This is a genomic window from Solemya pervernicosa gill symbiont (genome assembly GCF_002020875.1).
Taxonomy (GTDB): Bacteria; Pseudomonadota; Gammaproteobacteria.
The window spans coordinates 35,690-51,158 of the sequence record NZ_MPRL01000001.1 but is presented as its reverse complement, the minus strand read 5'-3'; the positions used below and the strand labels follow the sequence as shown (position 1 = coordinate 51,158).

Sequence of the window (15,469 nt, the reverse complement as noted above, 5' to 3'; positions counted from 1 at the left end):
ATGAGATGAGTGACTGCGAATATCTGGACAAGTGCCCCGTTTGGGATCGTTTCAACTCCGATATTAAATACATCTGGATAAACAACTACTGTAAGAGCACTAAACAGGACCGCTGCGTGCGAAAAACCATGACCGCAGAGGGCAAGATGATCCCTGACAGCCTGCTTCCCAACAACACCAGCCTGGACGACTAATCGTCTAGTCGCTGCCCTACGGCCAACGCCGCTGTTAAACACGACCTCTCGCCATGAATAGACGCCCCGAACTTCTCGCCCCCGCTGGCACACTCAAACACCTGCGCTACGCCTACGCCTTCGGTGCCGATGCAGTCTACGCCGGAATGCCGCGCTACAGCCTGCGGGTGCGCAACAACAGCTTCGACCTTGATAATCTGGCCATCGGCATGGATGAGGCGCGGATGCTCGGCAAGCAGCTCTTTGTTGCCTGTAATCTGCTGCCGCACAACAACAAGGTCGACACCTTCATGGCCGATATGGAGCCGCTGGCAGCGCTCAAACCCGATGCGCTGATCATGGCCGACCCCGGCCTGATCATGCTGGTGCGTGAGCGTTGGCCAGAGATACCGATCCACCTCTCGGTGCAGGCCAACACCGTCAACTACGCGGCGGTCAATTTCTGGAAGTCGGTCGGCGTCAGTCGAATTATCCTCTCGCGCGAGCTCTCGCTGGATGAGATTGAGGATATTCGTCAGCGCTGCCCCGATATGGAGCTTGAGGTCTTTGTACACGGCGCGCTCTGCATCGCCTACTCCGGCCGTTGCCTGCTCTCCGGATACTTCAACCATCGCGATGCCAACCAGGGGAGCTGCACCAACGCCTGCCGCTGGGACTACAAGGTGAAACCCGCCGAGGAGGATCAGAGTGGCGATGCGGTGCAGATCTATACCCCCGAATCTCTAGAGGAGCGTCATCCACAGGCCGATGATCTCTATCTGATCGAGGAGAAGGAGCGTCCGGGCGAGTTGATGCCGGTGATGGAGGATGAGCACGGCACCTATATCATGAATTCCAAGGATCTTCGTGCAGTGGAGTATGTCGACCGACTGGTCGAGATCGGCGTCGACTCACTGAAGATCGAGGGGCGCACCAAGTCGGTCTACTACACCGCGCGTGCCGCGCAGATCTACCGCCAGGCGATTGACGATGCGGTTGAGGGTCGTCCCTTCAACCCCAATCTGGTCGAAAATCTAGATGCCCTGGCCAGTCGCGGTTACACCAGCGGTTTCTACAATCGCCACGCCCACGTTGAGACACAGAATTATCACCAGAACCGCTCCGAAAGCGCCACCCAACAGTATGTTGCCGAGATAACTGGCCATGACGAGGCGAGCGGCCTAACTGAGGTGTTGGCTAAGAACAAGTTCGGTGTCGGTGATGAGCTGGAGCTGATTCGCCCCAGCGGCAACATCCGTTTCAAGCTCGAGTCGATGCAGGATATGAAGGGCAACGCAATGGATGAGGCGCCCGGCTCCGACTATCGGGTGCGCATTCCGCTTCCTGCCGATGGCAGCGAGATGGGGATGCTCGCCCGCTATCTCTGATGAGCATGCTGGCGCTACCGCCACTCTCACTCTACGTCCACTTTCCGTGGTGCGTGCGTAAATGCCCCTACTGCGACTTCAACTCGCACGAGCCTGGGGAGAAGATCCCACAGCACGAATATATCGATGCGCTGCTGGCCGATCTTGAGCACGACCTACCTCTGGTGGCAGGACGCGAGATCGTCTCGATCTTCTTTGGCGGCGGTACCCCTTCGCTGTTTGCTCCCGAGCAGATCGACCGACTCATCGAGGCGCTCGAGAACCGACTGCGCTTTGCCGATAAAATCGAGATTACCCTGGAGGCCAATCCCGGAACCCTTGAGCAGCACCATTTCGGCGGCTACCGCAGCGCCGGTGTTAACCGTCTCTCGATCGGGGTACAGAGCTTTGATGACCACGCACTAAAGAGTATCGGTCGCATCCACGACAGGGACGAGGCGGTTCGCGCTGTAGAGTCCGCCCAGCGGGCAGGTTTCGAGCGTATTAACCTCGACCTGATGTTTGGTCTGCCTGGTGCATCACAGGCGCAGACACTGCGAGATCTACAGACGGCGATCGATCTCGATCCCGGTCACATCTCCTGGTATCAGCTAACCCTGGAGCCCAATACCGCCTTCCACCACGCCCCTCCACCCTCCCTGCCCGATGACGATGCACTCTGGCGCGTACAGCGGTCTGGAATCGAACTCCTCGATACCCACGGTTACCAGCAGTACGAAATCTCCGCTTACAGCCGCGAAGCACAGCAGTGTATCCACAACCTCAACTACTGGCAGTTTGGTGACTACCTTGGTATTGGTGCTGGCGCACACGCCAAGCTGACCGCTGCTAACACTGTTTTGCGGCGCTGGCGCCAACGCCATCCTCGCAGCTACCTACAACAGGCAACCAGCTCCAGCGTAATCAGCGGTGAGTCGCGCCTGAGCTTAGAAGACCGTGCACTGGAATTCATGATGAATGCACTCCGACTCAACCAGGGATTTGAACTCGATCTATTTAAACAGCGCACTGGGCTTGAACTCTCTTCTATCGCATCCCCACTACAGATCGCGCAAGATCGCGGCCTGATCGAAGTGGATGAATACCAGATCAAACCTACGGCGACAGGTAGACTCCATCTCAACGAGCTTCTCGGCCTCTTTGTTAGCTAATTTCCAAACCTGGACTGCCCACCCTACAAACCCCACAAAACGCGACCATTAACACAGCTTAATCAATTGGTTACATGCATAACTGGCAACATCACGGTGATGTGTTATTTTCAAAGGAGGGGGATTTTTTACCCCTTTGACGGTCCGTTAGTGCGGGAGAGTTACTATGGGTTTAGCAGCGTCAGCACGCATAGACTTCGACGAGTGGTCAGACCTGGCAAATGCCGATCCCGCCGCCTTTGAGGCGCGACGAAGCGAACTGCTCGAGGGACAGATCTCCCGTTGCGCCAGTCGCAGCCAGACCAGACTGCGCCGCCTACAGTGGCGTATTGATCAGATTCGACGGCTCTCCTCATCACCTCTAGGCGCCTGCGTTAAGATCAACGATATGATGATGAATACCGTGCTGGGTGAAGGCGGTCTGCTGGCAACTATGTCGAGTCTTAGCAACCCTCCACCCGATGGCCAATACCGACAACTACCGAAGGCGAAGGTCATTCGCTACCACCCTCGCGAGCCTAAAAAGCATTAATCGGCCCTGCCCTTGTCGTCCGGGTTCTGTTGACGTACAATCCTCCGCCTTGCGATCGGCATCAGGCCGATGGGCCGCCTCCAAAGCGTTGGAAGCGGATAGAAACAGACAGAGGCTACAGAAATGAAATCGGACATCCATCCCGCTTACAACGATGTAAACGTAACCTGCAGTTGTGGTAGCAGCTTCACCACGCGCTCAACTGTTGGTAAGGATCTGCAAATCGAAGTCTGCTCACAATGCCACCCCTTCTACACTGGCAAGCAGAAGATCCTCGACACCGGCGGTCGTATCGACAAGTTCCGTAACAAGTACGGTCGATAAGCACAAAATCATCGTGAAAAAGGGCGCCTCGGCGCCCTTTTTTGTTGCTCAAAACTCTCGCGATAAATCCCTCCCACTCTCAGTGGTTGATTAGCACCACCCACCTCCATGAAAATGGGCAGCCGCCACGCTTGCGGTTACACAGCTTCTGTTCCTACACTTTCACCCATGACACCTCTTGAGAGCAGGCCATCAACCAGTCCATAGAAACATGAGACAGACACCCTCACACCTCATCATCAAGCGTTACCTGTTAGCCGCACTGCTGCTGCCTCTCATTCTGCTGGGCGCCTGCTCAACCAATCCGGTGACGGGTGCGCAGGATTTTGTATTGATGAGTGAAGATCAGGAGATCGCACTCGGGCGCCAGTATCACCAGTCGGTGCTGAAACAGTACAAACCCTACGATGCCCCTGAGCTACAGCGCTATATTCAGCGCATTGGCGACAAGCTAGCCAAATCGAGCCATCGCAGTAATCTGGTATTCCGCTTCACGCTCGTCGACAGCACTGACGTCAACGCCTTCGCCCTGCCGGGTGGTTACATCTACATCACTCGCGGCCTGCTCGCCTACCTCAACTCCGAGGCCGAGCTGGCCGCCGTCCTTGGTCACGAGATTGGGCACGTCACCGCCCGCCACTCTGTTCGGCGTCATAGTACTGCTACCGCCACCGGCCTACTCGGTTCTGTTGTCGCCTCACGCGTCGGCGTGTCCGGCGCCCAAAGCCTGGCCAATGTGATCGGCACCGCTGTCGTCCGAGGTTACGGACGTGAACATGAGCTGGAGTCGGATCGACTCGGCGCTGAGTACCTGGCCCGAAGCGGCTACGACCCTAATGCGATGATTCGGGTGGTCAGCGTCTTAAAAAACCAGGAGCTGTTTGAGAAACTGCGCGCGAAAGAGGAGAAACGCGAGCCACGCGCCTACCACGGCCTCTTCTCCACCCATCCCGAGAATGATCACCGTTTCAAGAAGGTAGTGCAGGCCGCCAAAAAGTATCAGACCAAGGGATACGTAAATGGCAGCAATACCTTCAAGCAGCATCTCGAGGGGCTGGTCTTTGGCCCCAGCGCCGATCAGGGGGTGGTGCGTAATAACCGCTTCTACCACACTGACCTCGATATCGGTCTGGACCTGCCGAAGGGTTGGAAGGTCGAGAATCGCAGCGATGAGCTGGTGGCCAAATCGGCAGCCAATGATGGCTGGTTCTCACTCAAGATGCAGGACATCAATCGTCGCATCGAACCACGCGCCTTCATAACAAAACGACTAGGCCTAAAGAAGCTGCAACACGGCGAGCAGATCGACCATAAAGGATTGCGCGGTTACACCGCCATTACTCAACTGAGCACCCCCTACGGCAAACGCAAGGGACGCATCACCGTGCTCTACCATGATCGCAACGCCTATATCTTCAAGGGAGCGGCCAAGGGCAGCAAAAAACCCTATCGTTATGATCAGCAATTTCTCAACACGGCCCGCTCGTTCCACACCCTGAGTAACCGTGAACACCAGCTCGCTCAACCGCAGCAACTTCACATTCGTACAGCCAACAGCAAGGATCGCTTCTCTTCACTGGCAGCTAAGAGTCCAATCCCCGAGCACGCCGAGGAGCAGCTGAGACTACTCAACGCCCTCTACCCCGACGGCGAACCCAAACCCGGCACACTGATCAAGCTGGTCCGCTAAGCTATAAATACACTGGAATTCATCCATGCCACACGACTATAAAGAGGCGGCGCTCGAATACCACGCCACTCCCACGGCGGGTAAGATCGCCATTCAGCTGACCAAGCCCTGCCTGAGTCAGCACGATCTGGCACTCGCCTACACACCCGGCGTTGCCGAGCCTGTACGCGCCATCGCCACCGACCCAGCTGCCGCCTACAAATACACCGCCAAGGGTAATCTGGTTGCCGTGATTACCGACGGCACTGCGGTACTTGGTCTGGGTAACACTGGTGCTCTCGCCAGCAAACCGGTGATGGAGGGTAAAGCAGTGTTGTTCAAGCGCTTTGCCGATATCGATGTTTTTGATATTGAGGTCGATGCCGAGAAGTGCGATGAGTTTGTCGAAACAGTCGTGCGCATTTCACCAACCTTCGGCGGTATTAACCTTGAGGATATTGCTGCTCCCCGCTGTTTTGAGATCGAACAACAGCTGCGCGAGCGACTCAACATTCCCGTCTTCCACGATGATCAACACGGCACAGCAATCATCATCGCCGCAGGTCTGCTCAATGCACTAGAACTGCAGGGTAAGACACTGGAGAGCGCACGCATCACCTGCCTCGGTGCTGGCGCTGCAGCGATCGCTTCTATGAAGCTACTACTATCGCTCGGCGCACAGCGCGAGAACCTGCTGATGGTTGATCGCAATGGCGTCATCCACACTGATCGCAATGACCTGAATAAATACAAACAGCCCTTTGCCATCGATACCGAGAAAAGAACCCTGCTCGATGCGATGACCGATGCCGATGTACTGATCGGCGTCTCCGGGCCGAATCTGGTCAGCGAAGAGATGCTGCTGGCAATGGCACCAAGACCGGTGCTGTTTGCACTCTCCAACCCTGATCCGGAAATCTCACCCGAGCTGGCACGAACGGTGCGCGATGATCTGATCATTGCCACCGGGCGCAGTGACTACCCCAACCAGGTTAATAATGTCCTCGGCTTCCCCTTCATCTTCCGCGGTGCACTCGATGTGCACGCCCAGACTATCAATCGTGAAATGGAGATTGCCGCTGTGCATGCATTACGCGCTCTGGCACACGAGCCAATCCCCGACGAGGTATTGAAGGCATACGAGGTTGAACAGATGACTTTTGGTCCTGACTACATTATCCCAACGCCGCTCGACCCACGATTGATGGCATGGATTCCGCCTGCGGTTGCCAAGGCGGCTGTTGAGAGTGGCGCGGCACAGTCGGCCTATCCCGACAACTACCCGGCCTGCCCAGTCTAGCCTGGTAGCTCGGCCTCCTCCTGTACCATCAGAGCAGTCAGCCGGTTCAGTGAGGCACGCTCCATCGGGCGACCATCAACGGGACTTAAAGGTGGTTGCCGTATCGCCTTGAGCGGTAGAACTACCAGCTCAATTGAGACCTCATTGGCCAGGATTCGATAGCTAGGAAAGAGCTGTTCCTGCTCTTCTGAGAAACGCAGCATGCGCTCACCCGACTCAAACGGAACCTCCTGCTCCATCAGAAAGAGCAATACCTCTTCGGGGGTGTCAGCAAATAGCTGTAGATTGATATCAGAGTGGCCACCGGCTGTACCCTTCAACACCGAGCCGAACAGGCGTGGCTGGAACTGCTCGAAGTAGCGCATCGCTTGCTGTGCACTCTCTCTAAGCCGTTCGAGGGATGCGGCATGACTGTCACCTTGAAAGATGCGCTGATAGTCACGTAGCGCGGCTTCAATTTCGACATTTCGCGGCATATTACGAGTATCCGATGCTCCCAGTCGCGCTGCGGCTTTGCGCTTTGCAGCATGAAAGTCGTTGACCCCCTCTTCCGCCATAATGCGCGCCGCATCCTGCGCAATCTGTGCGCGCATGCGTAGCTCTTTATTGGAGTGGTGGGAAGTGATGCGAAACACCCTCTGTTACACGAATCAGAACAGGGGCTCCTCTTCGGTTGTCGTCTCGCTGCCACTTTGCACCGAAACGCCAATCGTTTCAGCCTTGGGCACATATTCGCTACGGAAGGTCTCAAACATTGCGCCAGGCTGACCACTGGTTGCCAACATACCGGTCTTTGGATCGATACGTACCGTGACCAGACCTGAGGGCTGCTCCAGAGGCTGCTCTGGCACTCCATCTAGCGCCTCCCGCATAAAATCGATCCACATCGGCAGTGCGGCACGCCCACCGGTCTCACGATTTCCAAGTGGGCGCACTTGATCAAAACCGACCCAGGCGGTAGCCACGACGGCGTGATTAAAACCACTAAACCAGGCGTCACGCTGGTCATTTGTCGTACCCGTCTTTCCAGCAAGATCCTTACGTCCCAAGGTGAGTGCACGTCGTCCTGTTCCGCGCTGAACGACGTCACGCATAATGGTATTCATTAGGTAGACAATCTGCGGGGAGACAACACTCTCTGCAATATTCTCAGGCTTCACCAGTGGCTCTTCCACAGGCACAGCATCTGGCTGAGGAGCAACTTCACTCACCTCAATCGCTTTCATCTCCCCACCATCACTCTGCCCTTCGCACCAGCGGCAGACCGTCGCAGGCTTAGCACTAAAGACAACTTCGCCATTCGACTTTTCAATGCGTGAGATGAAGTAGGGCTCAACGCGATATCCACCATTGGCAAAGATCGCGTAGGCCGTCACTAACTCGAGAGGCGTTACAGTGCCACTACCGAGTGATAGCGACAGATTACGCGGCAGACGATCACCGTCAAAACCAAACTTGCTCACATAGTCAATCGCGTAGTTGACACCAATTGCGCGCAGCAGGCGTATGGAGACCAGATTACGAGATTTTGTCAGCGCAAATCTGAGCCGGGTTGGACCGAAGAATTTGCCACTATAATTTTCGGGTCGCCAGGCGCTCTCCAGCGCCGCATCCTCAAAGACAACGGGGGCGTCATTGATCAGACTCGCCGCGGTGTAACCCTTTCCAAGGGCTGCGCTGTAGATAAAGGGTTTGAAGTTGGAGCCAGGTTGGCGCTTCGCCTGTACAGCGCGATTAAACTTGCTCTGATAGAAGTCAAAGCCACCAACCAGCGCCTGCAGTGAGCCATTCTCAGGCGATAACGCCACCAACGCGCCTGAGACATCGGGTATCTGTCGCATCTGCCAGCTGCCATCTTCGGCCTTAGCGATCCGGACAACATCACCCACCTTCAGAATATCCTCGGCAAGCTTTGGTTCTGCGCCAACACGATTATCATCGATATAAGGGCGCGCCCACGAAAGCCCCTTCCAGTCAATCACAACCTCACCCTCAACGACTGAGTAGAGCGTAACCTGCTGTTCCTGCACACCTGTTACGAGCACTGGTGCAAGCCCACCAACAGTTGGAGTCTGGGACAACATACGCTGCCAATCACTCTCCGACTCATCCCCTCTGAGCATGACATGACGTTCGGCACCGCGGAAACCGTGGCGCTGATCGTAGGCTATGAGCGCATTGCGAAATGCTACGTTGGCAGCACGCTGACGACGATCGTCGAGGGTAGTAAAAACATTCAATCCGCTAGTGTAAATACCTTTGCCATGCTGGCTGAACATCTCAGCACGAACCATCTCTGCAACGTAAGGCGCTTCAATCTCAGGTTTTACGACATGCAGCGATGACGAAACAGGTTCAACAACGGCCTCCTTAAATGCCTCTTCAGTAATGAAACCAAGCGAGCGCATTCTTCCCAATACATAACCTCTTCGCTGCAGAGCGCGTTTGGGATTAACAATCGGATTGTAACGAGAGGGTGCCTTAGGTAGGCCGGCGATCATTGCGATCTGTGCCAGCGATAGCTCACCGATGTGCTTGCCGTAGTAGACCTGTGCAGCTGCCTCCACACCATAGGCACGATTTCCGAGATAGATCTTATTGAGATAGAGCTCCAGGATGTCCGTCTTACTCAACTCACGCTCAATCTTTAGCGCCAACAATATCTCATTGATTTTACGAAGATAGGTCTTCTCTCTACTGAGGAAAAAGTTACGCGCCACCTGCATGGTGATGGTACTGCCGCCCTGTCCCTTCTCACCGGTACGTATCAGGTAGATACCAGCGCGAAGCAGTCCCTGGTAGTCAACGCCAGGATGCTCGAAGAAACGATCATCTTCAGCCGAGAGAAATGCATTGACCATCTGCTCAGGGAGCTCTGCAAAAGTGACTGGCGTCCGTCGCTTCTCGCCAAATTCAGCAATCAAGGCGCCAGATTTAGAGTAGACGCGCATCGGGACCTGCAACTGCACATCCTTGAGACTATCGGTAGAAGGTAGCTTAGGAGAGAGGTAGGAGTAGCCCGCAAAAATAGCCGCCATTCCTATCACTGAGGCACCAATAATGAAGAGCAATAGACCGCGCAATAGCTTTAATAACGTTTTCATCTATCTTTTATCGGCCACAGGTAGTGATTTATGAGAGTACACGTAGAAACTAGACTTACCAGCAAATTTGCATTATACGGTGTTACGTTAGCTAAGTTACACACCCTTTGCAGTTGCATAATAAACTTAAACAACTGCATTCACTATTCGAACTTAGTTGTTGATTTATATTCAACTATGGTATTTAATTGCCAGAAGGGAATAATGCAAACACACATAATATAAGGAAAAAACGTGAGTCTCGCGCTGCCCTTTAGCAAAAAGAAGACCCCACTGCTCGGCCTGGACATTAGTTCCACGGCTGTAAAGCTCCTTGAGCTCAGCAAAAGCGGAAAACGCTATCGCGTTGAAAGCTATGCGGTCGAACCCCTTCCTGCCAACTCCGTTGTTGAGAAAAACATCACCGATGTGTCCGCTGTAGGTGATGCAATCAAGAAGGCCGTAAAACGCTCAGGCACGCGCCAGAAGAACATCGCCGCCGCTGTATCAGGTTCCGCAGTGATTACCAAAGTAATCACCATGCCAGGGAACCTCAGCGATGACGAACTGGTCGGTCAAATCGAAATGGAAGCCGATCAGTACATCCCATTCCCGCTCGAAGAGGTCAACCTCGACTTTGAGGTGCTGGGTCGTACCGAGAAAGATGAAGAGATGGTCGATGTGCTCCTAGCTGCATCACGCAGCGAGAATATCGATGTCCGAGTAGAAGCCATCGAAACCGGCAGCCTTAACGCCAAGATTATTGATGTTGAAGCCTATGCCATGGAAAACGCCTTCGGCCTGATCGCCGATCAACTCCCCGACGAAGGGCAGGGTACCGTCGCCGTTATCGACGTAGGCGCCACCATGACAACACTGAGTGTGCTGCACAATCGTAGGACTATTTATACCCGCGAGCAGGTCTTTGGTGGAAAGCAGCTAACCGAAGAGATTATGCGCCGCTACGGTCTCTCCTATGAAGAGGCGGGCATGGCCAAAAGACAGGGTGGCCTTCCTGACAACTACGCAATGGAGGCCCTAGAGCCGTTCAAGGAAGCGATGACCCAACAGGTCAGCCGCTCTTTACAGTTCTTCTTCTCCTCCAGCCAATACAACAGCGTAGATAATATCGTACTCGCTGGTGGTAGTGCCTCCATCCCTGGCATTGATGAGTTGATCGCTGAACGCATCGGCACTCCAACCAGTATCGCAAACCCGTTTGCAAATATGTCCCTGGCCTCCAAGGTCAAACCACAGGTTCTCGGTAACGACGCCCCCGCACTTATGATCGCCTGCGGCCTTGCTATGAGGAGCTTTGACTGATGGCACATATCAATCTACTCCCCTGGCGTGAAGAACTACGCAAAGAGCGACAGCAGCGATTTATAGCTTCCGGCGTTATCGCAGCTCTTATCACGGGCGCCGCCTTCTTTTATATGCACACCTATGCTCAAAGCCTAATTGAGGGCCAACAGGAACGAAACAACTATCTTTCGTCCGAAATAAAGCTGCTCGATAAAAAAATCGCTGAGATTAAGGTGCTTGAAGAAACTAAGAGTCGCCTTATCCAAAAAATGGAGATCATCCAACAACTACAAAATAGTCGACCACAGGTCGTTCACCTATTCGACGAACTAGTTCGCACACTTCCAGACGGCGTCTATTTGAATAACGTATCGCAAAAGGGAAAAGGCTTGGCGATGAATGGAACAGCAGAATCCAATGCTCGTGTATCAGCATACATGAGAAACATCGACACATCAGACTGGATTGGATCTCCCAAACTATCGATCATCACTGGCCAAGAATCAGGTCCTGGACGCATAAACAACTTTAAATTAAGCGCCACTCAAATAGAGAAAAAGAATCAAGCAGGTAACAAACAATGACGCTTGAAGAAATTCGAAATCTAGACAATGACTTTGGCGCATGGCCTTTTGCTATTAAAGCTATTGTTATAATGCTCATTTGCGGTGCACTGCTGTTTGCTGGCTATTGGTTCGACACACAACACCAAATTATTGAGTTTGAAAAAGTGCAAAAAAAGGAGATCGACCTAAAGAAGGCATTTGAGTTCAAGCAAAGAAAGGCTGCCAATTTAAACGCTTACAAGGAACAACTTGCAGAGATGCAACTGACATTCGGAGCGCTTCTTCGTCAACTACCAAACAAGGCAGAGATAGCAGATCTATTAATCGATATTTCTCAGACAGGTTTGGCTAGCGGCCTTGAGTTCGAGCTTTTTAAACCAACGAAAGAGGTTAATAGAGAGTTCTACGTTGAGCACCCAATTAGCATCAAAGTCGTTGGTCAGTACCATGATTTTGGTGAATTCGCCAGCGGGATTGCCGCACTCCCTAGAATTGTCACTCTTCACGACATTGGAATTTCGCCTCACAAGTCAAAAGACATGCTTGTCATGACAGCTCGAGCCAAGACCTACCGGTATCTTGAGGAAACGCGATGATCACCAGATACCCATACATAAAACCATTGTGGATGATGGCGCTGCTTTCTTTCTTTTTACTCTCGGGCTGTACCAACAACAACATGCCTGAGTTGCGCAACTACGCAGAAAATATTAAGGCAAGACCTGGCGGCGCAATCGAACCGCTCCCACAGCCAAAACCCTATGAAACATTTTCGTACAACGCGTTTGAGATGAGAAGTCCATTTCAACCAGAAGTGGAAAAGGAACCCGAAATCTCAACCAACATTAACAATGGAATTAGCCCCGATCCAAACAGACCAAGGGAGACCTTGGAAGCATTCTCACTCGACACACTCAGAATGGTTGGAACACTACAACAGCAAAGTCAGCTATGGGCATTAATCAAGGCCAGTGATGGCACAATACATCGCGTACACAAAGGCAACTACTTAGGGCGTAATCACGGCAAAATTATCGGTGTTAACGATGATTCTATCGAGCTAACAGAAATTGCGCCTGACGGACTCGGCGCATGGGTTGAACGCCCAGCATCACTGGCGCTAAGCGAATAGTTTTCGGGGAATAGAGATGACAGCCAATCAAGCTACTAACAACCCATCCATGACTGTGAACCAAATGACAAAAAAGAATTTAAGAACCTCACTCGGGCATATAACCTCAGCCATTGTTGCCTTTTTGTTGCTTATCAGCTCTAGCGTTACTGCATCTGCGCAGAACACGCTTACTGGTATAGATTATTCTGCGCTGTCAGGTGACAGAATACAGCTAACCCTAACGCTCTCAGAAGCAGCAACTACACCTCGTAGCTTCACAACAAACCACCCCGCTAGAATTGCACTTGATTTTTCAGGCGTATCGAATGCAACCAACAAAAACAGCCTTGATGTGGCAATCGGCACAGTGCAGAGCATCAGAATCGCAGAAGCACAGGGGCGCACACGTGTCGTGCTAAACCTTACCGAACTTACCCCGTACGAAACAAATGTAACTGACAACAAAGTAGTCTTAACTATCACCAGCAGCGCATCAAACCAAACAACACAAACTACCCACACAACACCAGACAAGCTTCCCGCCCATCCAGCCATTAATAATGAACGCGACGAAATAGAGAGCGTTGATTTTCGGAGGGGTGATAACGGCGAAGGGAAAATAGTAATTAAACTTTCGAATCCATCCACGCCCATCGACATGCATCTTGAAGGTGGAAAGGTGGTCGTTGACTTCATTGAAAACAACGTACCCGAACAATTACAACAACGTCTTGATGTGGTGGACTTTGCCACCCCCGTGAAGTTCATAGAAACAATCAATCTTCGCGACAACGCCCGCCTTTCCGTCACCACCGTAGGTGACTATGAACATTCCGGCTACCAAACTGATAACACATATACGGTTGAATTCCGCCCTCTAAGTGAAGAGGAGATCGCAACAAAACGTGAAAAGGAGTTCAAGGGCGAACGGCTTTCACTAAACTTCCAAAACATTGAAGTACGTGCAATCTTGCAACTAATAGCCGACTTTACTGGGTTGAACATCGTCGTTAGCGATTCCGTACGTGGAAACCTGACGCTACGCCTTCAGAATGTCCCATGGGACCAAGCATTAGACATTATACTTAAGAGCAAAGGCCTAGACATGCGCCAGACAAACAATGTCGTTATGGTCGCGCCAGCTGCTGAAATTGCCGCACGTGAAAAACTAGAGCTCGAAGCTGCACAACAGATAACTGAGCTTGCTCCATTGCGTACTGAATTCATTCAAATCAATTACGCCAAGGCATCTGATATTTCCAGCTTACTCAAGTCAGAATCAAAGAACCTTCTCTCTGGAAGAGGAAGTGTTAGCGTTGACGACAGAACCAACATCCTTCTTGTGCAAGAAACGTCAGATAAGCTAGCCGAAATACGCGGCGTTATTGCCAAGCTCGACATTCCTGTAAGACAGGTAATGATCGAATCAAGAATTGTTGTGGCAAGCAATGACTTCTCAAAAGCCCTCGGCACCAAACTTGGTTACTCAGGCGTCGTAAGCGATGACATCGGCGGCAATAACACACTAGCTGTTACCGGCTCAGGAGCGGGCGCTGACTCCATGGTAGGCTCAGGCCAGCAAATCCCAGGCAATGGCGTCTCACTTCCCGTGTCTGTACCGACATTGGACAATCGATCTATTAGTAACACACCAATTGGTGGTGCAGTTGGGACCATAGCCTTTGCACTACTTGGGTCAAACTATCTTATAGACCTTGAGTTACAAGCAATGCAGGCGGAGGGTAAAGGCGAAGTCGTCTCTAACCCAAGGGTTGTCACTTCTGACCAGACACAGGCCAGCATCAAACAAGGTGTGGAAATCCCCTATCAGGAAGCCACCTCCAGTGGAGCCACCTCCGTTACCTTCAAAGAAGCAGTACTACAACTTGACGTAACACCTCACATCACACCAGACGACCGAATTATGATGGATCTAAAAGTTAGCAAGGACAGTCCTGACTTCGCTCGCAGTGTACTTGGCGTACCTCCACTCGACACCCGAGAGATAATCACAAACGTTCTTGTTGGCAACGGAGAAACAGTAGTACTCGGCGGTGTCTACGAGCACGATAAAACCAAAACCGAAAGCAAGGTTCCATTTTTTGGTGATCTCCCAGTTGTTGGCGTGCTTTTTAAGAGCAACGAAAATACAGACGACAAACGTGAACTTCTGATTTTTGTAACGCCAAAAATACTCAAGCAACGATCATCTGACTTTTAAGAACACCCTTTAAAACAAACGGGACCGATCCATATGCACAACGCTGATGAAGCGGCCACGTGCTTTTCATGGTATGGAATTTTCTGGCATGGGCATAACATTCAACACATATCTGGTTGGCCCAATGGGAGCTGGAAAATCCACCATTGGTAAACAGCTCTCTAAAAGCCTCAATGTTGAGTTCCTTGATAGTGATAACGAGATTATCAAACGTACGGGAGCCGATATTCCGCTCATATTTGAACTTGAAGGCGAAGCTGGCTTCAGGAAACGTGAGTCCGCCGTTATCGCAGATCTCACGGATAAATGCCCAATACTGATGGCGACTGGTGGTGGCGCGGTGCTCTCCCCTGAAAACCGCGAGAACCTTCGTAACACCGGCTTTGTGATATACCTAAAGACCTCAGTCAACCAACAGCTAAGAAGAACATCGAGAGACAAAAACCGCCCCCTACTACAGACTGAAGATCCTCGTAAAAAACTTGAAGAGCTAATGGCCACTCGCGATCCACTCTATCGAGAAGTAGCCGACCTCATCATCGAAACTGATGGTAAACATGTGAAAAATGTCGTCAAAGCGATCATTTCTGAGCTACCTGAAGCCTTTCAGCGTTAAGCTTTTTTTGAGTGGTCAGACAATATC

Annotated in this window: 15 protein-coding genes; 13 read left to right on the top strand and 2 right to left on the bottom strand. The window is 52.2% G+C overall.

What is annotated here, in order from left to right:
* Positions 1-5 precede the first annotated feature (5 nt).
* The 7 genes from BOW52_RS00205 to BOW52_RS00175 all read left to right on the top strand — a co-directional run bounded on the left by BOW52_RS00205 (position 6) and on the right by BOW52_RS00175 (position 6,537).
* Complete coding sequence (locus BOW52_RS00205; RefSeq protein ID WP_078482058.1) at positions 6-194, top strand: hypothetical protein; 189 nt, start codon at positions 6-8, stop codon at positions 192-194.
* Positions 195-247: 53 nt separating this feature from the next.
* Positions 248-1,561, top strand: a complete 1,314-nt coding sequence (gene trhP, locus BOW52_RS00200; protein WP_078482057.1) for a prephenate-dependent tRNA uridine(34) hydroxylase TrhP — start codon at positions 248-250, stop codon at positions 1,559-1,561.
* Positions 1,561-2,712, top strand: coding sequence for a radical SAM family heme chaperone HemW (gene hemW / locus BOW52_RS00195; protein WP_078482056.1), 1,152 nt, complete (start codon positions 1,561-1,563; stop codon positions 2,710-2,712). Before trhP ends, hemW begins: the two co-directional genes overlap by 1 nt.
* A 166-nt stretch (positions 2,713-2,878) precedes the next feature.
* Complete coding sequence (locus BOW52_RS00190; RefSeq protein ID WP_078482055.1) at positions 2,879-3,244, top strand: DUF3135 domain-containing protein; 366 nt, start codon at positions 2,879-2,881, stop codon at positions 3,242-3,244.
* A 123-nt stretch (positions 3,245-3,367) separates the two neighbouring features.
* Complete coding sequence (rpmE, locus tag BOW52_RS00185) at positions 3,368-3,568, top strand: 50S ribosomal protein L31 (protein WP_078482054.1); 201 nt, start codon at positions 3,368-3,370, stop codon at positions 3,566-3,568.
* A 211-nt stretch (positions 3,569-3,779) separates the two neighbouring features.
* The gene (locus BOW52_RS00180) at positions 3,780-5,258 is read left to right on the top strand and encodes a M48 family metalloprotease (protein ID WP_236725583.1); all 1,479 of its coding nucleotides are present in this window, start codon (positions 3,780-3,782) and stop codon (positions 5,256-5,258) included.
* Between the two features lie 25 nt (positions 5,259-5,283).
* The gene (locus BOW52_RS00175; protein ID WP_078482053.1) at positions 5,284-6,537 is read left to right on the top strand and encodes a malic enzyme-like NAD(P)-binding protein; all 1,254 of its coding nucleotides are present in this window, start codon (positions 5,284-5,286) and stop codon (positions 6,535-6,537) included.
* On the opposite strand, the gene BOW52_RS00170 is transcribed toward BOW52_RS00175, so the two are convergent.
* Positions 6,534-7,172: a hypothetical protein gene (locus BOW52_RS00170; RefSeq protein ID WP_236725582.1), complete on the bottom strand. Its 639-nt coding sequence runs from the start codon at positions 7,170-7,172 to the stop codon at positions 6,534-6,536. The genes BOW52_RS00175 and BOW52_RS00170 overlap by 4 nt on opposite strands.
* A gap of 15 nt (positions 7,173-7,187) precedes the next feature.
* Positions 7,188-9,641, bottom strand: coding sequence for a penicillin-binding protein 1A (locus BOW52_RS00165; protein WP_078482051.1), 2,454 nt, complete (start codon positions 9,639-9,641; stop codon positions 7,188-7,190).
* A 234-nt stretch (positions 9,642-9,875) separates the two neighbouring features.
* Between BOW52_RS00165 and BOW52_RS00160 the strand changes: the two genes are divergently transcribed.
* From BOW52_RS00160 to aroK, 6 genes are read left to right on the top strand one after another with little or no spacing between them, the layout of a single operon-like run.
* A complete protein-coding gene (locus BOW52_RS00160) occupies positions 9,876-10,943 on the top strand; it encodes a pilus assembly protein PilM (RefSeq protein ID WP_201790704.1) in 1,068 nt (355 codons plus the stop codon).
* Positions 10,943-11,509, top strand: a complete 567-nt coding sequence (locus BOW52_RS00155; RefSeq protein ID WP_078482050.1) for a PilN domain-containing protein — start codon at positions 10,943-10,945, stop codon at positions 11,507-11,509. The genes BOW52_RS00160 and BOW52_RS00155 overlap by 1 nt, the downstream gene beginning before the upstream one ends.
* Positions 11,506-12,087 carry a type IV pilus inner membrane component PilO gene (locus tag BOW52_RS00150; RefSeq protein WP_078482049.1) on the top strand — a complete coding sequence of 194 codons (582 nt, stop codon included), beginning with the start codon at positions 11,506-11,508 and terminating at the stop codon, positions 12,085-12,087. The genes BOW52_RS00155 and BOW52_RS00150 overlap by 4 nt, the downstream gene beginning before the upstream one ends.
* Positions 12,084-12,623 carry a pilus assembly protein PilP gene (locus BOW52_RS00145; RefSeq protein WP_078482048.1) on the top strand — a complete coding sequence of 180 codons (540 nt, stop codon included), beginning with the start codon at positions 12,084-12,086 and terminating at the stop codon, positions 12,621-12,623. The genes BOW52_RS00150 and BOW52_RS00145 overlap by 4 nt, the downstream gene beginning before the upstream one ends.
* A gap of 16 nt (positions 12,624-12,639) precedes the next feature.
* On the top strand, positions 12,640-14,826 hold the full coding sequence (gene pilQ / locus BOW52_RS00140; protein WP_236725581.1) for a type IV pilus secretin PilQ: 2,187 nt from the start codon (positions 12,640-12,642) through the stop codon (positions 14,824-14,826).
* Between the two features lie 46 nt (positions 14,827-14,872).
* Positions 14,873-15,442, top strand: a complete 570-nt coding sequence (gene aroK, locus BOW52_RS00135; RefSeq protein ID WP_330359753.1) for a shikimate kinase AroK — start codon at positions 14,873-14,875, stop codon at positions 15,440-15,442.
* The last annotated feature ends 27 nt before the right edge of the window (positions 15,443-15,469 follow it).